The sequence below is a fragment of the Nonomuraea sp. NPDC050786 genome (assembly GCF_040654115.1).
Lineage (GTDB): Bacteria > Actinomycetota > Actinomycetes > Streptosporangiales > Streptosporangiaceae > Nonomuraea.
On the sequence record NZ_JBFAHJ010000033.1, the window covers coordinates 16,223 to 37,976 of the forward strand.

General features: G+C 71.7%; 21 protein-coding genes and 1 pseudogene. 8 read left to right on the forward strand and 14 right to left on the reverse strand.

Going from position 1 to position 21,754, the window contains the following annotated elements:
- Nucleotides 1–27 precede the first annotated feature (27 nt).
- Both AB0H84_RS42195 and AB0H84_RS42200 read right to left on the reverse strand, forming a co-directional pair.
- On the reverse strand, nucleotides 28–591 hold the full coding sequence (locus AB0H84_RS42195) for a hemerythrin domain-containing protein (RefSeq protein ID WP_357617544.1): 564 nt from the start codon (nucleotides 589–591) through the stop codon (nucleotides 28–30).
- A 116-nt stretch (nucleotides 592–707) separates the two neighbouring features.
- Nucleotides 708–1,073, reverse strand: a complete 366-nt coding sequence (locus tag AB0H84_RS42200; protein WP_357617546.1) for a hypothetical protein — start codon at nucleotides 1,071–1,073, stop codon at nucleotides 708–710.
- 119 nt (nucleotides 1,074–1,192) lie between these two features.
- Here AB0H84_RS42200 and AB0H84_RS42205 point away from each other — a divergent pair, with 119 nt between their 5' ends.
- Nucleotides 1,193–1,981 carry a methyltransferase domain-containing protein gene (locus AB0H84_RS42205; RefSeq protein ID WP_357617548.1) on the forward strand — a complete coding sequence of 263 codons (789 nt, stop codon included), beginning with the start codon at nucleotides 1,193–1,195 and terminating at the stop codon, nucleotides 1,979–1,981.
- A gap of 106 nt (nucleotides 1,982–2,087) precedes the next feature.
- Here AB0H84_RS42205 and AB0H84_RS42210 read toward each other — a convergent pair whose 3' ends face one another.
- Nucleotides 2,088–3,401 carry a transposase gene (locus AB0H84_RS42210; protein ID WP_357617550.1) on the reverse strand — a complete coding sequence of 438 codons (1,314 nt, stop codon included), beginning with the start codon at nucleotides 3,399–3,401 and terminating at the stop codon, nucleotides 2,088–2,090.
- Nucleotides 3,402–3,480: 79 nt separating this feature from the next.
- Between AB0H84_RS42210 and tnpA the strand changes: the two are divergent.
- Nucleotides 3,481–3,763: pseudogene (tnpA, locus tag AB0H84_RS42215) on the forward strand (IS200/IS605 family transposase); the annotation flags it as partial.
- A gap of 106 nt (nucleotides 3,764–3,869) precedes the next feature.
- On the opposite strand, the gene AB0H84_RS42220 reads toward tnpA, so the two are convergent.
- Together AB0H84_RS42220 and AB0H84_RS42225 are read right to left on the reverse strand one after the other, a co-directional pair.
- Nucleotides 3,870–4,064 (reverse strand): CsbD family protein, encoded by a 195-nt coding sequence (locus AB0H84_RS42220; RefSeq protein WP_357617552.1) that lies wholly within the window; start codon nucleotides 4,062–4,064, stop codon nucleotides 3,870–3,872.
- 95 nt (nucleotides 4,065–4,159) lie between these two features.
- Nucleotides 4,160–4,726, reverse strand: coding sequence for a helix-turn-helix domain-containing protein (locus AB0H84_RS42225; RefSeq protein WP_357617554.1), 567 nt, complete (start codon nucleotides 4,724–4,726; stop codon nucleotides 4,160–4,162).
- A 114-nt stretch (nucleotides 4,727–4,840) separates the two neighbouring features.
- On the opposite strand from AB0H84_RS42225, the gene AB0H84_RS42230 reads away from it, so the two are divergent.
- On the forward strand, nucleotides 4,841–5,740 hold the full coding sequence (locus AB0H84_RS42230; protein ID WP_357617556.1) for a nuclear transport factor 2 family protein: 900 nt from the start codon (nucleotides 4,841–4,843) through the stop codon (nucleotides 5,738–5,740).
- Here AB0H84_RS42230 and AB0H84_RS42235 read toward each other — a convergent pair.
- Entirely contained in the window at nucleotides 5,724–6,686 is a 963-nt protein-coding gene (locus tag AB0H84_RS42235) for a D-glycerate dehydrogenase (protein ID WP_357617558.1), read from the reverse strand. The two genes, AB0H84_RS42230 and AB0H84_RS42235, sit on opposite strands and share 17 nt — an antisense overlap.
- A gap of 95 nt (nucleotides 6,687–6,781) precedes the next feature.
- Entirely contained in the window at nucleotides 6,782–7,684 is a 903-nt protein-coding gene (locus tag AB0H84_RS42240) for a hypothetical protein (protein ID WP_357617560.1), read from the reverse strand.
- A 114-nt stretch (nucleotides 7,685–7,798) separates the two neighbouring features.
- On the opposite strand from AB0H84_RS42240, the gene AB0H84_RS42245 reads away from it, so the two are divergent.
- Nucleotides 7,799–8,026 carry an antitoxin gene (locus AB0H84_RS42245; protein WP_357617562.1) on the forward strand — a complete coding sequence of 76 codons (228 nt, stop codon included), beginning with the start codon at nucleotides 7,799–7,801 and terminating at the stop codon, nucleotides 8,024–8,026.
- A 7-nt stretch (nucleotides 8,027–8,033) separates the two neighbouring features.
- On the opposite strand, the gene AB0H84_RS42250 is transcribed toward AB0H84_RS42245, so the two are convergent.
- Nucleotides 8,034–8,834, reverse strand: a complete 801-nt coding sequence (locus AB0H84_RS42250; protein ID WP_357617563.1) for an MBL fold metallo-hydrolase — start codon at nucleotides 8,832–8,834, stop codon at nucleotides 8,034–8,036.
- Between the two features lie 42 nt (nucleotides 8,835–8,876).
- Here AB0H84_RS42250 and AB0H84_RS42255 point away from each other — a divergent pair, with 42 nt between their 5' ends.
- Nucleotides 8,877–10,364, forward strand: coding sequence for a cobyric acid synthase (locus tag AB0H84_RS42255; protein ID WP_357617565.1), 1,488 nt, complete (start codon nucleotides 8,877–8,879; stop codon nucleotides 10,362–10,364).
- Between the two features lie 118 nt (nucleotides 10,365–10,482).
- Here AB0H84_RS42255 and AB0H84_RS42260 read toward each other — a convergent pair whose 3' ends face one another.
- The 5 genes from AB0H84_RS42260 to AB0H84_RS42280 form a co-directional block, all read right to left on the reverse strand.
- Nucleotides 10,483–11,517 carry a 1-acyl-sn-glycerol-3-phosphate acyltransferase gene (locus tag AB0H84_RS42260; RefSeq protein WP_357617567.1) on the reverse strand — a complete coding sequence of 345 codons (1,035 nt, stop codon included), beginning with the start codon at nucleotides 11,515–11,517 and terminating at the stop codon, nucleotides 10,483–10,485.
- Nucleotides 11,518–11,544: 27 nt separating this feature from the next.
- Complete coding sequence (locus tag AB0H84_RS42265; protein WP_357617569.1) at nucleotides 11,545–12,399, reverse strand: patatin-like phospholipase family protein; 855 nt, start codon at nucleotides 12,397–12,399, stop codon at nucleotides 11,545–11,547.
- Nucleotides 12,400–12,522: 123 nt separating this feature from the next.
- Nucleotides 12,523–13,137, reverse strand: coding sequence for a LysE family translocator (locus AB0H84_RS42270; RefSeq protein ID WP_357617571.1), 615 nt, complete (start codon nucleotides 13,135–13,137; stop codon nucleotides 12,523–12,525).
- 4 nt (nucleotides 13,138–13,141) lie between these two features.
- Nucleotides 13,142–14,089, reverse strand: coding sequence for a quinone oxidoreductase (locus tag AB0H84_RS42275; protein ID WP_357617573.1), 948 nt, complete (start codon nucleotides 14,087–14,089; stop codon nucleotides 13,142–13,144).
- Between the two features lie 258 nt (nucleotides 14,090–14,347).
- A complete protein-coding gene (locus AB0H84_RS42280) occupies nucleotides 14,348–15,220 on the reverse strand; it encodes a virginiamycin B lyase (protein WP_357617575.1) in 873 nt (290 codons plus the stop codon).
- A 111-nt stretch (nucleotides 15,221–15,331) separates the two neighbouring features.
- Between AB0H84_RS42280 and AB0H84_RS42285 the strand changes: the two genes are divergently transcribed.
- Complete coding sequence (locus tag AB0H84_RS42285) at nucleotides 15,332–15,919, forward strand: TetR/AcrR family transcriptional regulator (protein ID WP_357617577.1); 588 nt, start codon at nucleotides 15,332–15,334, stop codon at nucleotides 15,917–15,919.
- On the opposite strand, the gene AB0H84_RS42290 is transcribed toward AB0H84_RS42285, so the two are convergent.
- The gene (locus tag AB0H84_RS42290; protein ID WP_357617579.1) at nucleotides 15,916–17,541 is read right to left on the reverse strand and encodes a serine/threonine-protein kinase; all 1,626 of its coding nucleotides are present in this window, start codon (nucleotides 17,539–17,541) and stop codon (nucleotides 15,916–15,918) included. The two genes, AB0H84_RS42285 and AB0H84_RS42290, sit on opposite strands and share 4 nt — an antisense overlap.
- A 194-nt stretch (nucleotides 17,542–17,735) precedes the next feature.
- Here AB0H84_RS42290 and AB0H84_RS42295 point away from each other — a divergent pair, with 194 nt between their 5' ends.
- Both AB0H84_RS42295 and dnaE read left to right on the forward strand, forming a co-directional pair.
- Nucleotides 17,736–18,002 carry a DUF6504 family protein gene (locus tag AB0H84_RS42295; RefSeq protein WP_357617581.1) on the forward strand — a complete coding sequence of 89 codons (267 nt, stop codon included), beginning with the start codon at nucleotides 17,736–17,738 and terminating at the stop codon, nucleotides 18,000–18,002.
- Entirely contained in the window at nucleotides 18,002–21,670 is a 3,669-nt protein-coding gene (gene dnaE / locus AB0H84_RS42300) for a DNA polymerase III subunit alpha (protein ID WP_357617744.1), read from the forward strand. The genes AB0H84_RS42295 and dnaE overlap by 1 nt, the downstream gene beginning before the upstream one ends.
- Nucleotides 21,671–21,754: the final 84 nt, after the last annotated feature.

The following is a 21,754-nucleotide window of genomic DNA, read 5'->3' on the forward strand; positions in this document are numbered from 1 at the left end:
GTCAATTCCTTTTGGGTGATCCACAGGTCAGGAGCGGCCCCGGCCGGTGATGGCGTCGCGGATGCGGTCCACGAGTCCGGCTCCCGGCGCGAGCAGCTTGCCGGCGGGCGGGCTGTCGGGCGCCAGGGGGTGCGGGCGGGTGGGCGCCAGCTTCTTGGCCGCCTCGACCTTGCCGCCCAGCTCGGCCAGCCGCTCGGGCGGGCAGGCCTGGCGCAGCCGCGGGAACAGGTCGCTCTCCTCCTCCCGGACGTGCTCCCTGATCTGGCTCATCAGGAGCTCCATGGTGGGCCAGAACTCCCTTTCGCCGGGCTCCAGCCCTTCCAGCCGCTTCATCGTCCGCTCGGCCTCGGCGTGCTCGGAGAGCTCCTGATCGGCCAGCTTGTCGCCACCGGGCACGTGCTCGCGCACGGCCGGATACAGGTACCACTCCTCGGCGATCGAGTGCCTGACCAGCTCGATGACCACCTTTTCCGCCAGGGTCTTGGCCTGTTCGCCGATGCTGCCGGTCATCTGCTCCAGTTCGCCGAACAACTGCTCGACCTCGCGGTGATCGCTGACCAGGACCTCGATCACATCGTCCTGCGTGGCCATGGCGGGCTCCCCTCCGTCGGGCGGCCGCGCCGGTGCACGCCGGCGGGCCTACCGTGCTCCGTGCCCGGTGACGGCCGCCGAAACGTGCCGGAGGGACGACGGGCGCCAACTTCCCGTCAAGCCGTGGCCACCCATGGCAGGTCACGGACCGACGGGTGCTGGCGGGTGGCCGGGCCGGGCGCTCCGGCGTCGGCGGGCTCCCGAGGGCCGCGGTCACGGGTCGGGTGGCGGTGACCGTTGGCGCGATCGATCAGGAGGTGCTGCAGGTCCTCGTGCTGGACCGGGTGCACGGTGAGGAGCAGATCGGCCAGGGCGGCGCTGGCGTAGGCGATGGCCTGCGTCAGCTCCTCGCGTTCGGCCGCGACCGCCGCGGCGGGGCCGAGCCGGCGGGTCAGCGTCCGCAGCCGCGTGCCGAACCGCGCGCACTCACCGATGACGTACGTGGTCACGTCGGCGATGTCAGCCCCATCCGGTGTCTCCATCCGGTCACGTTAGGCGCGCCGTTGCGACTTGGCCGGACGGCACGCCTGGCGGCGGTGAGAACTTGACCCCTGTACGTAAACCGTTTGAGAGCCGGGCAGGCGGCCCGTCAAGATCAGGTATGACGGTGACACGGGAGCTGCACGCCTATTACGAGCAGGACAGGGAGCACGCCCGGCTGCGCGAAGGGCGCAACCGGCTGGAGTTCTGGCGCACGCAGGACGTGCTGCGCCGCACGCTGCCGCCGCCGCCCGCCCGGGTGCTGGACGTGGGCGGCGGCCCCGGTGCGCACGCCGAGTGGCTGAGCGCCGACGGCTACGAGGTCGAGCTGCTGGACCCGATCCCGCTGCACGTGGCGCGCGCCGGGGAGCTGACCGGCGTGACCGCGCGGCTGGGCGACGCGCGGCGACTGCCGGTGCCGGACGCGAGCGTGGACGCGGTCCTGCTGCTCGGCCCCCTCTACCACCTGCACGAGCGGGCCGACCGGGTGCGGGCCCTGGCGGAGGCCCGCCGTGCCGTACGGCCCGGCGGTCTGGTGGCGGCCGCGACCATCAGCCGCTACGCGGCCGTGCACGACACGGTCTACACAGGCGCCTACCTGGACGAACCGCAGCGGCGGGCCGCACACGCGGCCATGGTGGACGGCATCATGCTCTCTCCCGCGCGCGGTTTCACCGGCTACTTCCACGATCCGGACGAGGTTCCCGGGGAGTTCGCCGACGCCGGGTTCCCCGAGGTCGAGCGGTACGCGCTGGAGGGCGCGTTCGCGCTCTACGGCGACGTCGACGACTGGCTCGACGACCCGGAACGCCGGGCGCTCCTGCTCGAGGCCCAGCGCTCGATGGAGTCCGTGCCGTCGCTTCTCGGGGTCAGCAACCACATGCTCACCGTCTCCCGGCGGGACGGGTGACCAGGCGCCGCACGGTCAGGCGACGGAGCCGTACGAGGGCTTGCCGGCCCACTCGTAAGTGACTTGACGTGCTCCTCCACATGGATGTGGAGGGTTCCTGCGCTGCTTACGCAGCAGCTCGCAGCGCGGGTGCGGGCGAGACTGCGGGACAGGATGCTTGACGCTTCACAGGCCCCGGTATCCCGGAGTCTCCACGTCCTGTGACCGCCCGTCCGGCGGCAGAGTTGTACCGATGAAGCTGGTTTCGGGCGGCGTTGGTATCGGCGTTGCCGGTCCATCCGCACGCCAGGTTCTTGCACACGAACCGGGACTGCGTTTCGCGTGATCCTGGGGTGGTGGTGTGGCAGCGGTGGCACTCTTGGCTGGTGCCGTGCGGACGCACTTTGGTGAGCAGACCGCCATGGTCGGCGCTCTTGTAGGTCAGGAACTCGACCGTTCGGCCCCACGCCTGGTTCGCGATCGAGCGGCTCAGGCCCCGCTTTTGGGCGACGTTGACGCCCGGCTCCTGCACAGTCCCCGACGCTGAGGCCATCATGGCGGTGATGTTCAGGTCTTCGACCACGATCGCGCTGAATCGCCGTGCAAGGTCGGTCGTGCTCTGATGCTGCCAGTCGACGGCTCGGCGCTTGGCTGTCGCGCGGAGCCGGGCGATCTGGTCGTAGGTGCGGCGTTCCCGGTTGGATACCGGGTCGCCTTTCTTGCGGGTGGCACGCTGACGGGCGCTTTTGCGTTCCAGACGCAGCAGCCGCTCGTTCTCCCCCTCGGTGAGCCGCGGGCCGTGCCGAAGGTGTTGACCGTTGGACAGGGCCAGGGGGACCGTGATGCCCCGGTCGATGCCGACCTTCGGCCCGGTGTGCGGGACGGGGGCGGATCCGAGTAGTTCGGTACGGAAGACGATGTGCCACCCGTAGGCGTCTTTCACCAGGCGAGCACCAGTGACCCTCCCGGAGGGTCCGCCTTTGGTTAGGCCGGGCAGTTCTTTTGTCCACCGGAACTTCACCCGCCCGACCTTGGGCAGGTTCACCGCGCCCCACCTGCGGTTGATTCGGCTAATCTGCAAGTCGCGGGCCTGGGGGACGTCCACGGCCATCCGGGACCGGAGGCGTGCCTTGAACGTTGGGCGCTTGGCCGAGTGGTCGGGGTTGAAGAAGTTCGCCCACGCCTGCCGGTAGGTCTTCAGTACGGCCTGCGCGGCCTGAGCGGGGAGTTGCCCCATCCAGTCGATCTCGTGGCGGGCTTGGCGAATCGCCGCGTCGCATTCCTTCAATGACGGGAGGCGGCCCTGGTGGAAGGTCGTGAACTCGTGGAGCAGATTCCACAAGGCACGCGCGGTGTGGGCTTGCCCGTCCACAACGGCCGCCTGGGCCGGACTGAGGTCGAGTCGCGCCGTGTGCGCACGAGTTCGTTTCACCTTCTCCACGCACGGATCATATCGTTTGGTTTATGTCCCCGCGTTGGAATTCGAACCCCGATGCGAAAGGGAATGATATGTCGTCTATATCCACCATGCCCATTTAGTGTTTGTGGCAAAGTACCGGCGTGGAGTGTTCACCGACGAAATGCTGATCCGCTGCGAAGAACTGCGCGGTATGCGCCGACTTCGAGGTCGAACTGTGCGAGCTCAACGGCGAGCACGACCACGTCCGCCTGCTGGTTCACTACCCGCCCAAGGGCGCCCTGTCCGCACTCGTCAGCTCACTGAAGGGAGTCTTGGCCCGGATGCTGCGCAAGGAATACAGCGCACACGTCGGCACATTCCTGTGGGGCGGACATTTCTGGTCTGGTTATCCTACTTTGCGGGTTCGTAGGCAGGGCTCCACTCACCGTGCTCAGTCGGCCCGCCCTCGCGCCATGAGACACGAGGGCGGATCCGTACCCTGGGCGACCGTCACTTCTTGAAGGCGCCCTTGACCTTCTTGCCGGCGTCCTTGATCTTCTCGCCCGCCTGCTTCATGCTGCCCTTGGTCTGCTCGGTGCGTCCCCTGGACTGCATCCGTTCGTCGTCGGTGGCGTCCCCGACGTTCTTCTTCGCCCGACCCTTGAGCTCCTCCGCCTTGTGGCGGAGCTTGTCCTTGGCGCTCATGTCATGCCTTTCTGGTCGTATCCCCCCGGAAGCTCCGGACGCACTCCCACTTTCCGAACAGAAGGGAGAGAAACCCTGCGTCGCGAGGGGAGTCGTCACCGCCGGGCGTGCAGGGCATCCAAGAGGAGTTCGGTCATCCGGCCCGGCGGGCGGTCGCCGGCGCGGGCGTGGCGCTCCATGGCGAGCGCGCCCGACAGCAGGGCCCGCAGGTCGGAGAGGTCGATGTCGGTACGGACGGTGCCGTCGCGCTGGGCGGCGGCCAGGAGGGTGGCGAAGGCGGCCCAGATGTCACGCTGCGTGCCGTCGAGCGGCTTGACGGGCGACCCCGCGGCCTCCAGTGCGTCGCACAGCGCCTTGTTGAGCATGGCCTGATCGACCAGGCGGGTCAGGAACGCGGTGAACGCCGCTCCGGGCCGCTCGGCCGCCGAAAGCGCGCGGGCTTCCTTGGCGAACTGCTCGATCCGCTCGTGGATCACGGCCTCGAACAGCGCCTCCTTCGTGGGGAAGTGCCGGTACACCGTTCCGGCGCCGACGCCTGCCCGTCGGGCGATCTCGTCCAGCGGCACCGCCATGCCCTCGGCCGAGAACGCGGCCTCGGCGGCTGCCAGCACGCGGGCGCGGTTGCGGCGGGCGTCCGCGCGCAGCGGCTTGTCCGGCGTCATGAGGGGAGCCTCCATTCAGGTAGACAAGCGGGGCGCGCGTTCCGTATTGTCGACCACGAAACCGGGGCGCGCGTTCCGATTATATGCCGGTTCCTTTTCCACAGGAGATTCGCCATGTCCGAGAACGTCCGTGCGGTCATCGAGCACCTGCGTCAAGCCCTGGCACATAGGAATGCCGACGCCTTCACCGCGGTGTTCGCCGACGACGCCGTCTACGAGCTGCGGTTCGGCATGCCCGGGCAGCCGCGCCGGTTCGAGGGCGCGCAGGTCATCCGCGAGCACATGAAGCGGGGTGCCTCCGATGGCATCGCGCAGGCGCTGCGCTTCGACGACGTCCGTGCCACCGTCTACGAGACCACTGATCCGGAGGTGGCCGTCGTCGAGTTCGAGCCCGCCGGGAGCGTGCGCGACGGTGGCGCGCCGTTCCGGTTCGCCTCCTCCCTCGGGGTGATCCGCGTCCGCGACGGCGCCGTGCTCTCCTACCTCGACTATCCCAACCCCGTGGGCGCCGCCGAAGCTGTCGGCCTGCTGCCCGAACTGGCCGCGATGCTCGCCGCCGCCCAGCCCACGCCGGGCACCCTCACCCCCCAGGAGGTCGCCGCGCGGCTGACGCCGGGTGCCGCCACCGCCAAGGAGGTCGCCGCGCGGCTGATCGAGGCCTCGGTGGCCAACGACCACGCCGCGCTGGTGGCCCTGTATGCGCCGGACGTCGTCATCGAGATCCCGTTCGCCCCGCCCGGAGTGCCCACCCGCTCGACAGGCAGCGATCACCTGCGCGACAGGCTCGAGGCGGCGGCCGGCCTCCGGCGCTTCGAGCGTGCGGAGGCGATCAACCTGCTGGAGACCGCCGACCCGGACGTGGTGGTGGCCGAGTTCACCCTGCACGGGTCCATCACCGCCACGGGCCGGCCGTTCTCCAGTACGTACGTCATGATCATCACGGTCCGGGACGGGCTCATCGCGCACTCGCGCGACTACGGCAACCCCTTGTCGGCCCTCAGTTCACCGGCGTGAGCGGGGCGCCCCCGGCGAGCACGGCGGCCGCGTTGGCCACCGACAGGCCGCACATGCGCTCGCGCGTCGCCGTCCCCGCGCTGCCGATGTGCGGCGTGAGCACGGTGTTGGGGAGCTTGGCCAGCTCGGGGTCGACCCGCGGCTCGCCCTCGAACACGTCCAGCCCGGCCGCGGCGAGCGCCCCCGACCGCAGCGCCTCGATCAGGGCCTGCTCGTCGACGATGCCGCCCCTCGCGGTGTTGACCAGGACCGCGGTGGGCTTCATGCGGCGCAGCGCGGCCGCGTCGATGAGGTGGCGGGTCTCGGGCGTCAGCGGGCAGTGCAGGGTCACCACGTCGCTGCGCTCCAGGAGCTCCGGCAGCGCGACGAACTCGACGCCGAGGCGGTCCTCCTCCGTGAGCGGCGAGGACGTGGGCGTGGCCAGCACGGACATGTCGAACGCCCGCGCGCGACGGGCCACCGCCCGCCCGATCCGGCCGTACCCGACCACGCCGAGGGTCGCGCCCGCGCTGAGGTCGATGCCGAGCATCATCCGCGGCCCCCAGATCCAGGGAGTCCCTTCGCGGATCAGCCGGTCGCCGTCGAGCACGCGGCGGGAGGCGGCGAGGATCAGCGCGAAGGTCAGGTCGGCCGTCGCGCCGTCCAGGACGCCGGGGGTGTTGGTCACCCGGACGCCCCGCGCGGTGGCCGCGGCCACGTCGATGTTGTCGTAGCCGACGGCCGTGTTGGCGACGACGCGCAGGCCGGGCCCCGCGGCGTCGAGCACCTCCGCGTCGATCCGCTCGGTCAGCGTGCACACCACCGCCCCCGCGCCCGCCACGTCGCGCAGCAGCGTGGCGCGGTCGGGCGGCTCCTCCCCTCCGACGATCACGGGACGGTTGAGCTCGCGGACCTTCGCCATGGCAGCGTCGGTCAGCGTGCGGGTGACATAGATGTGGTTGTCCATCTGCCCTTCTCCGTCGTTGGGGGTGCCGTCGGCTCCCCCTACTATGCCGCCACCGTCCCTGGCGGGAGGTGGCGGGACCCGGTCAGAGCCCCGCCTCACCGGGCCGGCACGCGTTCCTGATCGTCCGTGACACCGTAGGCGGTCGCCCGGAACAGGAAGGAGGCCCAGGAGCGGTAGGGCCGCCAGGCGTCGGCCAGCTTCCGGTAGGCGGCCGGGGGCGCGTCCTCGGGCAGGCCGTACGCCTCCCGCAGGATGGCGAACAGGCGCGGCTCGTCGCCGGGGAACGCGTCAGGGGCGCCCGCGCCGCGGATCAGGATCAACCCCGCGGAGAACGGCCCGACGCCGGGCAGGGCACGCAGCTCGGCGAGCGCCTCCTGCGGGTCCAGCGCGCGCAGGTGCTCGGAGGTGAGCACGCCGTCGAGCGCGGCCTGGGCGAGACCGCGCAGCCACTCCTCCTTCTGCGCGGGCAGGCCGAGGCCGCCGGCCTCCAGCAGCGTCACGGGCGGGGGGAAGGCCGCGTACGTCCGCCCGTCCACGGTGACCTGCGCGCCGTAGCGGTCGGCGATGCGCTGCTTGATCCGGGAGGCGATGAGCATCGAGGAACGCTGCACGATCACCGCCCAGCACGCGGCCTCCCACGGGCTCCAGAAGCAGAGCGGGCGCAGGCCGGGGGAGCGCCGCTGCACGTCGCCGAGGACCGGGTCGCTCTCGCCGAGCGCCGCGAAGCCGGAGCCGTCGACGTCGAGGGAGAGGATGCGCGCCACCTCGCCCCGGATGCCCGGCCCGGCCGGACGGGTGGTGGCGACCTCCACGCCACCCGGCGCGGCGCTCACCCGCACGCCGATCGGCAGCCAGTCGGACTCGGCGCAGTAGGCGAAGCGCAGCGCCCGCCCGTCGGACGGCAGGGTGCTGGTGGCCGGCCAGTCCTCGACGAAGCGGAGCGAGGCGCCGAAGTCGAACGGGCCCTCGGCGGTGAGAGTGAAGCCGTGCGTGGTCATGCGCCGCATGGTACGGGGCCGCGCCGACAGATCGGCTCCGCCGCCGCCGGGGTGAATGTGCTGGATGCGGGGGTAGGGGGCGGGACGATCGCACTCGGAAGGAAGGGGAAGACCATGAGCCGCATCGGGGAGTGGCTGAAGAAGGCGGAGAACCTGGCCAGAGGGCACTCCAAGCAGGCGGACCAGTTGCTGGACCGAGCCGAGCGGATCGCCAAGGAGCGCACCGGCCACAAGTACGACGAGCAGATCTCGAAGGGCGCCGACGCGGTGCAGCGCCGCTACGGCGGCGGGAGCGGCGAGATGGGCCGTCAGGAGGAGAGGAGGCGCGAGGGCGGGAGCTGAGCCGCGCTCACCTGTCCTCGGTGAAGGTCAGGTAGCGCTCGGCCGAGCGGCGGACGGCCTCCGTGCCGTCCGTGTACACGACGCGCTTCCACCAACCCCCGTAGACCCTCTCGAAACCGTACGGCTCCAGCAGGTCCAGGGCACGGCGTACGACATGCGGACGTTCGGGGATGTAGTTGGGGTAGCTGTACATGAAGCTCACCCAGCGCCGGTCCTGGACGACCGCGAGGATGTCCCCCGAGAACAGCGCGTTCTTGGACGACGAGTGCAGCACCTGGCCGCCCTCGAAGTGCACGCCCGCGTTGATCAGGGTGAGGTCCTCGGACAGCCGGTGCGTGTCGCCCTCCCAGAAGACCACCGCGTCGTCCGGCCTGGCCACCCACTGCCTGTCGGAGGCGTGGATGTACACGGGGGCGTCGAAGGCCCGGGCCCACTCGATCATGGAGCCGTAGAAGTGCGGGTGGCTGATGGCGACGGCCGTCAGCCCGCCCAACTCCCTGACCTGCGCGATCAGGTCGTCGTCCACGTACGAGACCATGTCCCAGAGCACGTTGCCCTCAGGCGTGCGGACGAGCAGGGCACGCTGGCCGATCGCGGTGGGCGGGGCGGTGCCGATGCCGATCACACCCGGGCCCTCCTCCTCGACCCGGCCCCGATGGCCCTCGGCCGCCAGGCCCGCCATGGTGGTCCACTGCTGGCCGTCCCAGCCGACGTACTGGCGCTCGTCCTCGCAGATCGGGCAGTCGGGGCGCGGCTCGCCGTACTGGACGCCGCAGGTGCGGCAGATCGGCAGGTCCGAGGCGGGCATGCGGCCAGCATATGACCTTGAACGCTCCGATACGGTGATCGCATGGTCAGAGGCGGGTTGCTGGTCGCGGGGACCACGTCCGACGCGGGCAAGAGCGTGGTGACCGCCGGCATCTGCCGGTGGCTGGCCCGCGAAGGCGTGCGCGTCGCGCCCTTCAAGGCGCAGAACATGTCGCTCAACTCGTACGTCACCGCGGACGGCGCCGAGATCGGCCGCGCGCAGGCGATGCAGGCGCAGGCCGCCTTCCTGGAGCCGGTGGCCGACATGAACCCCGTCCTCCTCAAGCCGGGCAGCGACCGCCGCAGCCAGGTCGTCCTCATGGGCAGCCCGGTGGCGGACGTGGACGCGATGGAGTACGGCGCGCTCAAGGACCTCCTCCGCACCACGGCCCTGGAGTCGCTGGAGAGGCTCAGGGAGCGGTACGACGTGGTGGTGTGCGAGGGCGCGGGGAGCCCCGCCGAGATCAACCTGCGTCGCGGCGACATCGCCAACATGGGCCTGGCCAGGGCCGCGAACCTGCCCGTGATCGTGGTCGGCGACATCGACAGGGGAGGGGTGTTCGCCGCGTTCTACGGCACGGTGGGCCTGCTGGACCCTGGCGACCAATCACACATCTCCGGATTTGTCGTCAACAAGTTCCGCGGCGCGCGCGAACTGCTCGAGCCCGGGCTCGACATGCTCAGGCGGCTGACGGGGCGCGAGGTCTACGGCGTCCTGCCCTGGCTCGACGGGCTCTGGCTGGACGTCGAGGACTCGCTGGCCCTGGACGGCCGCAGGGTCGCGGTGCGCGAGCCGTACGGCAGGCAGACCCTCCGGGTGGCGGTCGTGCGGCTGCCGCGGATCTCGAACTTCACCGACGTGGACGCCCTGGCCGCCGAGCCGGGGGTCGTGGTGCGCTTCGTGACCGATCCGGTCGAGCTGGACGACGCCGACCTGGTGGTGCTGCCCGGCTCCCGGGCCACGGTCAGCGACCTGGCGTGGCTGCGCGAGCGGGGGCTGGCGGCGGCGATCGCGGACCGGGCGGGGCCCGTGCTGGGGATCTGCGGCGGGTTCCAGATGCTCGGGCGGGAGATCGTGGACGAGGTCGAGTCGGGGGAGGGGAAGATCGAGGGGCTGGGCAGGCTGCCGGTGCGCGTCGAGTTCGCCAAGGAGAAGCGGCTCGGGCGGCCGGAGGGCACGGCGTACGGGGAGCCGGTGCGAGCGTACGAGATCCACCACGGGGTGGCCTCGGTGGACGGGGGCGAGCCCTTCCTCGACGGCTGCCGGGCCGCGAACGTCTGGGGCACCACCTGGCACGGCGCCCTGGAGAACGACGGCTTCCGGCGGGCGTTCCTGGCCGACGTGGCCGCGCGGGCCGGGCGCGACTTCGTACCGGCTCCGGACACGGACTTCGCGGGGCTCAGGGAGGAGCGACTCGACGCGCTCGGCGACCTGGTGGAGCGGCACCTCGACACGGACGCGCTGCTCCGCCTCATCGAGCACGGCCCCCCGGCCGTCCCGTTCCTGCCCCCGGGCGCACCACCCACCTGACGACCCGCCGCAGCCACCGTCCCTTCTCGGCTGAGCTGCTGCCTTCCGCGCGGCCTCCCGCCAAGGGACCCGCACCGAAGTGCGGCGGTCATGACGAGAGGAGCGCAGGCCGGGCGGGCTAGCCGGGGCCGGGTGCCGGGTGGTCGGCCGGGGTGCGGGCCCGGCGCTGGGCGTCGATCCAGGCGTCGATCTGCTCCCAGTGGTCGTACAGCCACCGCACCCGCTCACCCCGCTCCCGCGGCACCTCCGCAGCCGGCACTCGCCACCACTTGGCGGTGATGTGGGCGCTGACGGGCAGTTTGCGCCAGACGTCCCCCAACGTGATGAGGTCGTCGAGCCCGGTGTGCGCGACGAAGATGACGTCCGCCGTCGGGCACCCCTCGAGAGCCGTGATGGCGCCCTTCGGCCGGGGCGGCAGCAGGTGGTCCATGCCGCGCGCCCGCTCCGCCTCCTCGGCCAGCCCCTTCTCCTCCAGGCGCCTGATGGCCAGCCGGCGGCGGCGCGGGGTGAAGTTGCCGCCCTCAGGGAAGATCACCAGGGCGTCCTGGTCGCCCATGGTGGTGGCGAGGCGGCGGATCTCCTCGACGACCCGCTGCTGCCCGGACTTGCGGGGGACGAACGCGTTCGGCAGCCGGTTGATCACCACGTCCAGCGAGGGGTCGTACTGGAGGGCGGCCTTCATAACGATGCGCGGCCGCCGCCCATAGATCGCTAGAAGGTGATAAATCAGCAAAAAGGAGTCGCCGGGCCCCGCGTGCCGCGCCAGTACGATCACCGGCCGCGTCAGCCGGGCGGCCCGCTCCTCGGCGGTCGGCTCGGGCTCCTGGATCTCCAGGGTCAGCTGGAAGATCCGCACCGCCGCCGCGTACACCTCGGACAGGAACCACCTGATCAGCGCGTAGTGCCGCTCCTGGCGCCGGGCCCCGCCCGCCACCCACAGCCACAGACAGGCGATCAGCACGGCCGACTCCAGCGTCAGCCACGCCGTGCCGAACCAGACGAACCGCAGCCCCCTGCGCTGCGGCGGCGGCAGGCGCAGCGAGGCGGCCGCCGTGACGACGAGCCAGAACGGCAGCGTCACCAGCATGAACACGGTCACGACGATGACCAGAGGCGCCAGCACCAGCCGGCGCAGGATACGTGGTGGGAGCACTGCGGCCTCCCTGGAGCGGTCTACCCTTCATCCTCCTCTGTTCCGCAGATAGTGCGAAGAGGCGGTGTAGGCCCGCTCGATGCAGGCGGAGATCTGCGAGACGTCGCGGTAGCGCAGCGTGGAGAGCGGCTGGGTCACGCCGGCGGGCAGCACGTGCACCTCCACCCCCGGCGGCAGGCTGGACATGTCCTCGGCGAACCGGTGCCTGCGCGCGATCTCGAACGCCACCATGCCCACCTCCCAGAACCGCTTGGGCGGCGCGAGCGGCCGTTCGATCCGGCCGACGTGCAGGACGAAGACGCGCTTGGCTCCGAGGCGTACGGCCCGCCCGACGGGGATGCTGTGCACCAGCCCTCCGTCGTAGAAGTGCTCGCCGCCGATCACGACGGGCGGCAGCAGCCCGGGCACCGCGCACGAGGCCAGCACCGCGTCCACCAGCGGCCCTTCCGCGAACCAGTGGGCCGCGGCCCGCTCCACCGAGGCCGCCACGCACTGGAACGGCACCTCCAGCTCCTCGATCCGGGAGACCGGCACGGTCTCGCTCAGAACCTCGCGCAACGGCCCGCTCGGGTGCAGATGGGTGCCCGTCTTGGCCAGGGTGGACAGCCTGGCCACCCAGGAGCCGGCGAACGCCGTACGTACGACGTCGGAGCGCCACAAGGACACCAGCCGGGCGACCGCCTCGGAGGGGGCGGCGGCGATGACCGCCCCGTTCAGCGCGCCGACCGACGTGCCCACCACGAGGTCGGGGCCGATGCCGGCCTCGTCGAGCGCCTGCAGCATGCCCACCTCGTGCGCGCCGAGCACACCCCCGCCACCGAGCACGAACGCCGTCTCCACGCACTCCACCCTCTCGTTGCCGCGTCCCGGAAGCAAAGCCATCCGCACGCTGCCTTCCGACGGAAAGGCGGTTTGCCGGAAGGCGGTCCGCCGGGGCGGTCTGCCGGAGGGCGGTTGGTCCAGGGCGGTTTACCGGAAGGCGGCGTGGGCCGGGGTCGGCGGGGTTCAGTCCGTGACGGCGAGGCGGATGCCGAAGCCGACGATGACCACGCCGGTCAGGCGGTCGAGGACGCGCCGCACCGTGGGCGTGCGCAGGAAGCCGCTCATCAACGACGCGAACCCGATCAGCACCGCGCTCCACAGCAGCCCCTCGGCCACGTGCACGCCGGCCAGCAGCAGCCCCATGACCGCGTGCGGCGCCCCGTCCGGGATGAACTGCGGCAGCATGGCCACGTAGAACGCCCCGACCTTGGGGTTGAGCAGGTTCGTGACCAGCCCGCGGGTGAATCCGCCCATGAACCGCACCGCCTGCTCCGGCTCGTCGTGCGCCGGCTGCCTGGCCAGCAGCATGCGCAGACCCATCCACACCAGGTACGCGACCCCGGCCCAGCGCAGGATCTCGTAGCCGAGCCGGGAGGCGGACAGGAGCGCCGACAGCCCCGCCGCGGTGACCACGCCCCAGGTGAGCGTGCCGAGCTGGATGCCCAGCGTCACACCCCAGGCCGGCCGCCTGCCCGCCAGCACCGACGTACGCAGGATGAGAGCCGTGTCGAGGCCGGGGGTGAGCGTGAGCAGGGCCACTACGGCGGCGAACGACCCGATCGATCCTGCGATGTCCATGCGGTCAGGGTATGAGGAGGAGTTTCCCTGTCGTACGGCGGGCCGCCAGGTCCTCGTGCGCCTGCCGTGCCTCGGCCAGCGGGTAGCGGTGGGAGACGTTGATGGTGAGCTGCCCGGCCGCGATCCACCCGAACAGGTCGGAGGCGCGCTGGAGCAGCTCGGCGCGCTCGGCTATGTAGTGGACGAGCGAGGGCCTGGTGAGGAAGACGGAGCCGCTCTTGTTGAGCACCTGGGGATCGAGCGGCGGCACGGGGCCGCTCGCGGCGCCGTACAGGACCATGAGGCCGCGCGGGCGCAGCACCTCCAGGCCGCCGTCGAACGTGGTCTTCCCCACGCCGTCGTACACGACGTCGATCTTGTTGCGGAGCGCCGCCACGAAGTCGTCGTACCGCAGCACCTCGTCGGCCCCCGCCTCCCGGGCCAGCTTCTCCTTCTCGGCGGTGGAGACGGTGGTGTAGACCTTGGCGCCCTTGAGCTTGGCGAGCTGGATGAGCAGCTGTCCCATGCCGCCGGCTCCGGCGTGCACGAGCACGTTCTCCCCTTCCCGCACCTCGTGGGTGGAGTGGGTGAGGTAGTGGGCCGTCATCCCCTGGAGCATCGCCGCCGCCGCCACGTCCGCCGGGACGCCGTCGGGCACGGGCACCACCCGGTCGGCCGGGATGACGGCCTTCTCGGCGTAGCTCCCCAGAACGTTGACCCAGGCCACGGTGTCACCCACGGCCACCCCCTCCACCCCGGGCCCGACCGCGGAGACCGTGCCCGCGCCCTCGGAGCCGATGGGGGTGGGCACGTCGAGCGGGTACGTGCCGGAGCGGTGGTAGATGTCGATGAAGTTGACACCGCTGGCCGCGACGTCGACCACGATTTCCCCTTGGCCGGGAACCGGGTCGGGCCGCTCGACGTATTCGAGAGCCTCTGGGCCGCCCTGGGCGGAGACGATGATGGCATGCATACCCTTAGTCAACTCCCCGCCCACTGGTTCATTCCCATCCGGGCCACACTCGGCGATCCCAACCGCGGCCCGCCACAATCCGCCGTCCGTCACCAGGGCGTGGCCACCCGCCACAACCCCGTCATTCGGCGTGGTCACCGGCCACAACCCGCCGTCCGTCACCAGCCCGGGCCACCGGCCGCAATCGCCCTCGGCCACCTCGCTCAGGCCACCGGCCGGCCGCCTCGCGTCACCCCAGCCGGGACAGGGCGCCTCGCGTCACCCCAGCCGGGACAGGGCGCCCGCCTCCAGGGCCACCCAGATCGCCCCGTCGGGCCCGATCGTCAGCCCATGAGGCTCGGCCTTCCCTTCCTTCCCGAGCTCGACCGGCAGAGGCGGGAGCGGGTGCTCCTCGATGGCGCCGTCGGTGGTGATGCGGCCGAGGCGGTCGGCGGCCCATTCGGTGAACCAGAGGGCGCCGTCGGGGCCGGTGATGATCGCGTGCGGTCGCGCGGCCCGATCGGGAAGCGGATATTCGGTGATTTTTCCGGAAACGTCGATCCGGCCCACCTGACCCGCGCCGATCTCCACGAACCAGAGGGCCCCATCAGGCCCCAGCGTGATCCCCACCGGGGCGGCGCCCTCCGTCGGGAGCGGGTGAACGGTCACCTGCCCCGTCAGCGAGACCCGCCCGATGGCGTTGCCCTGGTTGATCGTGAACCAGAGCGCGTCGTCCGGCCCGGCGGTGATGAAGGCGGGCATGCCGCCCTCCACCGGCACCTCGAACTCCGCCCGCTCTCCACCGGGCCCGATGCGCCCGATCCTGCCGCTCCCCATCTGGGTGAACCACATGGCCCCGTCCGGCCCCGCGGCGATCCCGTACGGCGAGTCGGCCTCGTAGGAGGTCACCTCCCCGTCGGCGGTGATCCGGCGGACCCGGCCGCCCTTCCCCTCCGTGAACCACATCGCTCCGTCGGCTCCCGGCGCGATCACGCTCGGCTGCCCGTCCGCCGGATCGAGCTGATGGATCACGGGCTCCTGGCCGGGCGACATCCTGCCGATCCGCCCCTCGTGCACGAGCGTGAACCAGAGCGCCCCGTCCGGTCCGGCGGCGATGCCGTAAGGCGATCCTCCGTCGATCATGGTCAACATGTGCGGCCCTTCCCCGGTCGGTCTGGTGCGGCTCACTGGATGAAACTCCAATAGCAACTGTTGTAGCGTTAGCCTGCCATGGGACAAGTGTTAACGCAACTGGAGTAGTTTTTGACAGCGGACAAGAGGCCGGGAGGGCGGAGCGCGCGGGTGCGCGACGCCGTACGCCAGGCCACGCTCGCGGAGCTGGCCGAGCACGGTTACCGGGGTCTGACCGTGGAGAACGTGGCCGAGCGGTCAGGCGTGCACAAGACGACCGTCTACCGGCGCTGGGGCAGCGTCGCCGGGCTGATCTCCGACGCGCTCGAGCTGGCCAGGGAGGAGCCGTGGCCCGTTCCCGACACCGGCTCGATCGAGGGCGACCTGCGGGGCATCGTCCAGCTCGTGCGGAGCGGGTTCGCCGATCCGGAGCTGGGGCCGGTCTCGTCGGCGTTCGTGGCGGCGGCCGTGCAGGACCCCGACGCGGCACGGGCGCTGCACGACTTCTTCGTGGCCCGGCACGAGCAGTCGGCGGAGGTCGTCCGGCGGGCGATCGGGCGCGGCGAGCTGCCCGACATCGTCGACGTCAGGGAGGTGATCAGGGTCGCGGTCGCACCCGTCTACTACCGGCTGTTCGTGGCGCACGAGCCGGTGACCGAGCGGGACGCCGACCGCGCCGCCGACGCGGCCCTGGCCGCCGCCCGCGCCGGAGTCCTCTAGGGTTCCTTCTGGCCGCGCAGCTCGAAGTCGTCGAACGCCGTCTTCAGCATGGACCTCCCGTCCTTGGGCGTACGGGCGAAGAGCCCCACGTACCCGTTGCCGAGCCCGTTCGGGTCGTCCACCTGGTGGACCCGCTGGTCGTTCACCCACATCGTCAGCCGCACGGCCGGCCCGTCCTGCTCGCACGACGCCACCAGCCTGGCCTTGCCGGGCAGCCCGTCGACCTGCACCGGCTGGGCCAGCGTGCCGCCCGCCCCGTCCACGATGCGCCGGATCCTGGCCTTCCCCGTCGTGTCCAGGGCGAACTCGTAGTACGTGTCGTCATCGTCGGCGTTGTGGCAGTACACGCCGTACTCGCCGGTGCCGGTGTGCCTCTTGACCTCGGCGGTGACGGCGACGACGACGGAGGAGGGCAGCATCGGCGTGGGCGTGGCCGAGGGGTCGGGCGTGCCGGTCGGCTTGGCGATGAGGAACGGTATGGGGGCCTTCGCCCACCGCTCCTCGGAGCCGTCCTCCACATCCAGCCCGTACGTCCCGTCCGTCCGATATCCGTAGCTGGAGGAGGCGTCCGGGTCGTAGGTGCCGTTCCAGCCGCCGGAGGTCTGCGTGAAGTCCTCGCGGTAGAGCACGCCCAGGTCGTCGGGCGGCCCGCCGGGGGCGAACACCGCCCACGCGGCCACGGACCCGGCCACGAGCACCGCCGCGGCCGCCGCGAGCCCCGCGATCAGCTTGGCGCGGCCGCCCCGGGACGGTCGCTGGACGGACGTGTACGCCGCCGTGGCCTGCTGCCAGGTCACCTGCGCGGTCTGCGCCGCCTGCTCGGGCGCCGCCGAGCGCCCGACGAGGTGGTCGAGCAGCTGCTGCGCGGTGGGCCGCATGGCCGGGTTCTTGTGCAGCGCCGCCCTGACCAGCTCGCGCAGGCCGGGCTCGACCTCGTCGAGGTTCGGCTCGGTGTTGAGCACCTGGTAGACGATCGCGGGCAGCGTGTCGCCGCCGAACGGCGCCCTCCCGCTCGCGGCGAACGCGACCAGGCAGCCCCACGAGAACACGTCGCAGGCCGGGGAGACCGGCTCGCCCCGCAGCACCTCGGGAGCCATGTAGCGGGGCGTGCCGACCAGCTCGCCGGTGCCCGTGACGCCGCCGAGCGTGTCGAGCGCCCGCGCGATGCCGAAGTCGATCACGCGCGGTCCGACGGGCGACAGCAGCACGTTCGACGGCTTGAGGTCCCTGTGCGCCACCCCGGCCCCGTGGATGGCGGTCAGGGCGGTGGCCACGCTGACGGCCAGCGCGTCGAGGCTGGAGCCGCGCAGGGGGCCGGACTGGAGCACGGCCGCTTCGAGGTTCGGCCCGGGGACGTATTCGGTGACGACGTAGAGCTGGTCGCCGTCGAGAGCGGCCTCGATCACCGCGGCCGTGCAGAACCTGCGCACCCTGCGGGCGGCGTCCGCCTCCCTGCGGAAGCGCATGCGGAACTGCTCGTGCTGGGTCAGCTCCGGGTTGATCACTTTGACGGCGACCCGCTGCCCCGCCGGGTCCTCGGCGAGATGGACCGTGCCCATGCCGCCGCGCCCCAGCACGCTGAGTAATCTGTAGCGCCCGATGTGGGAGGTTTCGCCGCTCACGCCGCGCAAGCTTACCGATGCGCCGCGGGCCTCGCAGGAGGACGTGTACGCCCCTGTACGAGGGAAGAAGCCGGGGTGAGGACCCCGCGAACGACTTGCGCCGGAGCCCGTAAGAACATATGTTCGACTTATAAGCACACCCGTCTTCCCCCGGGTGGCTCAGCATACGACCAGAGCCGCGGGGAGAAAGCGTCTTGAGCAGACTCTATGGCGATCCGATAGAGGTGTGGACCAGGGACGGGGAGCCGACCCAGTTCGTCTGGCGCGACCGGCTCTATCTCGTCCGCCGGGTCCTCGACCACTGGGTGGTCGCGCGCGAGTGGTGGAAGACCGGCGACGGCGACCCGGGTGAGCGCAAGTTCTGGCGGGTGGAGGCCAGCCCCGGGCGCGAGGTGGGCTCGTACGAGCTGCGTTACGACACCGCCGGCAACGGCTGGCTGCTCCTGAGGGCGTGGGACTGATGGCGCCGCCGTTCCCGCACCTCAACGTCTGCTCCGCGTACTCCATGCGCTACGGCACGGCTTTCCCGCAGGCGCTGGTGAGGCGGGCGGTCGAGCACGGGATGGACATCCTCGCGCTGACCGACCGCGACGGCCTCTACGGCGCGGTCAAGCACGCCCAGGCGTGCGCCGACGCCGGGATCTCCGCGGTCTTCGGCGTCAACCTGGCGCTCGACGTCCTCCCGCCGCTGCCGGGGCTCGGGGTGCCCGGGCTGGACATGCCCGGACGCCGCGCGCCCCGCCCCAGGACCGGGCCGGACGCCGAGGACCGCGTCACGGTGCTGGCCCGCGCCAAGGGCTGGTCCCGGCTGTCCCGCCTGGTCACGGCCGCGCACTACGCCGGCGAGCGGGGCGCGCCCAAGGTGAGCCGCGAGCTCATCGGCGAGTGGGCCGGCGGGCGCGACGACGGACGCGGCGGCGACCACGGGTTCGGCGCCGAGGACGGGCTCGTGGTGCTGCTCGGCCCCAGGTCCGACGTGGGCCGCGCGGTGGCCGAGCGGCGCGACGAGCAGGCCAGGACGCTGCTCGGGCTCTGGCGCGCGGCGGTGCCCGGCGTGGTGATCGAGCTGGTCGACCAGTACGGCTTCCGCGACGCCACCACGGCCGTGCGCATGCTCGGCCTGGCCGAGTCCATGGGCGTCCCGGCGGTGCTGACCAACGCGGCACGCTACCTCGACCCGGCCGACCACCAGGTCGGCGACGTGCTCGACGCGGCCCGCCAGCTCGTCCCGCTGCACCCGCGCCACCTCGACCGCATGACCTCCCACGCCTACCTCAAGAGCACCAAGGAGATGTGGCAGGTGGCGACCAAGGTCTGCGGCGCGGACCAGGAGCGGGTGGCCCGGCTGCTCCTCACGACCAGGCGGCTGGCCGAGGCGTGCGCGATGGAGCCGGTCGAGCTGCTCGCGCTGCGGAGCGACCCGCCCAACCTGCACCTGCCGGAGATCGGCCGCGACCCGGTGCCGCTGCTGCGCCACCGGGTGGAGGACGGGCTGATCAGGCGCGGCCTCGACCGTTCCGGCGAGGCCAGGCGGCGCCTCGGGGACGAGATGGCCATCATCGAGCGCAAGCGCCTGTCCGGATACTTCATCGCCGTGGCCGGCATCACCGACATGATCCGCGGCATGGGCATCCGCTGCGCCATCCGCGGCTCGGGCGCGGGCAGCCTGGTCAACTACCTCATCGGCATCGGCGAGGTGAACCCCATCGACCACGGCCTGCTCATGGAGCGCTTCCTGTCGGAGGGCCGCGTCGGGCTGCCCGACATCGACGTGGACGTGGAGTCGGCCCGCCGCCTCGACTGCTACAAGGCCATCTTCGAGCGGTACGGCGAGGCCCGCGTGGCCTGCGTGTCCATGATGGAGACCTACCGGGCGCGCAGCGCCATCCGCGACGTCGCGGGGGCCATGGGGCTGCCGCCGCACGAGATCGACGCCATCGCGAAGGCGTTCCCGCACATCAGGGCCAAGCAGATCACCGCGTCCCTCCACGACCTGCCCGAGCTGCGCGAGAGCCGGCTCGGCGAGGCGGGGCTCGACCGGGTGTTCCGGCTGGCGGAGAAGCTCGACGGGCTGCCCAGGCACATCGCGATGCATCCGTGCGGCGTGCTGGTCGGCAACGGCGGCCTGCGCGACAGGACCCCGGTGGAGCGCAGCATGCTGGACTTCCCCATGTCGCAGTTCGACAAGGACGACGTGGAGGAGGCCGGGATGCTCAAGCTCGACGTGCTGGGCGTGCGGATGCAGTCCGCGATGGCGTACGCGCTGAGCGAGATCAAGCGGGTGGACGACGTCGTGGTCGAGCTGGACACCCAGAGCGGCGGCGACGGGTCCGAGGGCCGGCCGAATGTCCAGTACGTGCCGCACGACGACCAGGACACCTACGACATGATCTGCGCCAGCCGTACCCTCGGCTGCTTCCAGATCGAGTCGCCGGGCCAGCGTGAGCTGGTCGCCAAGCTGGAGCCGCGCAGGATGCACGACCTGATCGTGGACATCTCGCTGTTCAGGCCGGGCCCGGTCAACTCCGACATGGTCACCCCCTACCTGGAGGCCAGGCACGGGTGGCGGAAGCCGTACTACCCGCACGAGAGGCTGCGGGAGGCGCTGAAGGAGACGCACGGCGTCGTGGTCTTCCACGAGCAGGTGCTCAGGATCATCGAGGTGATGACGGGGCGGGACCTGTCGTTCGCCGAGATGCTGCGGCGCACGCTGGCCACGCCGGAGGGGCGGGAGCTGGTGCGCAAGACGTTCGTGCCCATGGCCAGGGCCAACGGCTTCGACGACGCGGCCGTCGAGCGCGCCTGGCAGGTGCTGGACGCGTTCGGGGCCTTCGGCTTCTGCAAGGCGCACGCGGCGGCGTTCGCGCTGCCCACGTACCAGTCGGCCTGGCTCAAGCGGCACCACACGGCGGCGTTCTTCGCCGGCGTGCTCACGCACGAGCCGGGCATGTACCCGCCGCGCGTCATCATCGACGAGGCCAGGCAGTGCGGGATCAAGATCCTGCCGCTCGACATCAACAAGTCGGGCAAGGACTGGCAGGTGGAGCGGCTCGGGCTGCGCGTGCGCCCCTCCTCGCTGAAGGGCGCCTCCTCCCCGGTGCGCAGGGAGTTCAGGATCGGCGAGATCGGCAAGGGGTACGCGCTGCGGGTGCCGTTCTCGGCGGTCAAGGGGGTGAGCGAGGCCGAGGTCGAGCGCATGGTCGCCGGGCAGCCGTACACGTCGCTGGCCGACTTCTGGGACCGTGCCCGGCCCTCCCGGCCGACGATCGAGCGGATCGTCCAGGTCGGCGGGCTCGACGCGCTCCACGACCTGCGCCCGGGCGGCCCCCGCTGGCGTCCGGGCGAGCTGACCCGCCGCGACCTGATCGCCCAGGTGGGGACGCTCGAGCGGGGCTCGTCGATCGGCGTGCGGTCGGGCGCGCCCGCCTCCAGGCGCTACTCCTCGCGGCCCGCCGGCGCGGCGGAGCCGTCGGTGCAGCTCCCGCTGGGCTTCACCGAGCACGTGCCGCCCGGGGAGCTGCCCGAGATGACGGAGACGGAGATGGTCGAGGCCGAGCTGGAGATCCTGGGCATCGACATCAGCCGCCACGTCATCAGCTTCTACGACGAGCTGCTCGACGGGCTCGGAGTGGTGCGTTCCAGGGATCTCCTGAAGCAGCGCAACGGGGCCTGGGTGCTGGTCGCCGGGGTCAAGGTGGCCACGCAGACGCCTGCGGTGCGCTCGGGGCAGCGGGTCATCTTCACCACGCTCGACGACTCGACGGGGCCGGTCGACCTGACGTTCTTCGAGTCGGTGCAGGGGCGGTGCGCGGCGACGGTGTTCGACTCGTGGCTCCTGCTGGCCAAGGGGGTGGTCAGGCGCACGGGGGCGCGGGCGGTGTCGCTGCGGGCGGTGGACTGCTGGAGCCTGGCGGAGCTGAACTCGCTCTGGCGCTCGGAGGGCATCGAGGCGGTCCGCGCCCTCCTCGCCCAGCCGCCGGCCAAGGCCGCGGGGGTGACGGGGCGCAAGATCGAGTACGCCAACGGCTTCCGCCTCTCGCCCTACTCCGACCTCGGCCCCGCAGTCACCGACCCGCCCAGGCGGCTCTGGCACGCCAGCCCGGGCAGCTCCGGCCCCACAGCCGCCTGACGCGCCGCCGGCCGAACGCCCGCCCTGCAGCGCGCCTTCCCCTCGGTTGCCGTCTCGCCGGCGCGCTCCTCCGTCCACAACGGC

Bases quoted from the DNA above. Each gene is read 5' to 3' on its own strand.
- AB0H84_RS42240 (WP_357617560.1), bottom strand. From the start codon at position 7,684: ATGACCACGCACGGCTTCACTCTCACCGCCGAGGGCCCGTTCGACTTC.
- AB0H84_RS42200 (WP_357617546.1), bottom strand. From the start codon at position 1,073: ATGGAGACACCGGATGGGGCTGACATCGCCGACGTGACCACGTACGTC.
- AB0H84_RS42265 (WP_357617569.1), bottom strand. From the start codon at position 12,399: ATGGCTTTGCTTCCGGGACGCGGCAACGAGAGGGTGGAGTGCGTGGAG.
- AB0H84_RS42270 (WP_357617571.1), bottom strand. From the start codon at position 13,137: ATGGACATCGCAGGATCGATCGGGTCGTTCGCCGCCGTAGTGGCCCTG.
- dnaE (WP_357617744.1), top strand. From the start codon at position 18,002: ATGGCGCCGCCGTTCCCGCACCTCAACGTCTGCTCCGCGTACTCCATG.
- AB0H84_RS42235 (WP_357617558.1), bottom strand. From the start codon at position 6,686: ATGGACAACCACATCTATGTCACCCGCACGCTGACCGACGCTGCCATG.
- AB0H84_RS42225 (WP_357617554.1), bottom strand. From the start codon at position 4,726: ATGACGCCGGACAAGCCGCTGCGCGCGGACGCCCGCCGCAACCGCGCC.
- AB0H84_RS42280 (WP_357617575.1), bottom strand. From the start codon at position 15,220: ATGTTGACCATGATCGACGGAGGATCGCCTTACGGCATCGCCGCCGGA.
- AB0H84_RS42230 (WP_357617556.1), top strand. From the start codon at position 4,841: ATGTCCGAGAACGTCCGTGCGGTCATCGAGCACCTGCGTCAAGCCCTG.
- AB0H84_RS42275 (WP_357617573.1), bottom strand. From the start codon at position 14,089: ATGCATGCCATCATCGTCTCCGCCCAGGGCGGCCCAGAGGCTCTCGAA.
- AB0H84_RS42205 (WP_357617548.1), top strand. From the start codon at position 1,193: ATGACGGTGACACGGGAGCTGCACGCCTATTACGAGCAGGACAGGGAG.
- AB0H84_RS42245 (WP_357617562.1), top strand. From the start codon at position 7,799: ATGAGCCGCATCGGGGAGTGGCTGAAGAAGGCGGAGAACCTGGCCAGA.
- AB0H84_RS42255 (WP_357617565.1), top strand. From the start codon at position 8,877: ATGGTCAGAGGCGGGTTGCTGGTCGCGGGGACCACGTCCGACGCGGGC.
- AB0H84_RS42220 (WP_357617552.1), bottom strand. From the start codon at position 4,064: ATGAGCGCCAAGGACAAGCTCCGCCACAAGGCGGAGGAGCTCAAGGGT.
- AB0H84_RS42250 (WP_357617563.1), bottom strand. From the start codon at position 8,834: ATGCCCGCCTCGGACCTGCCGATCTGCCGCACCTGCGGCGTCCAGTAC.
- AB0H84_RS42195 (WP_357617544.1), bottom strand. From the start codon at position 591: ATGGCCACGCAGGACGATGTGATCGAGGTCCTGGTCAGCGATCACCGC.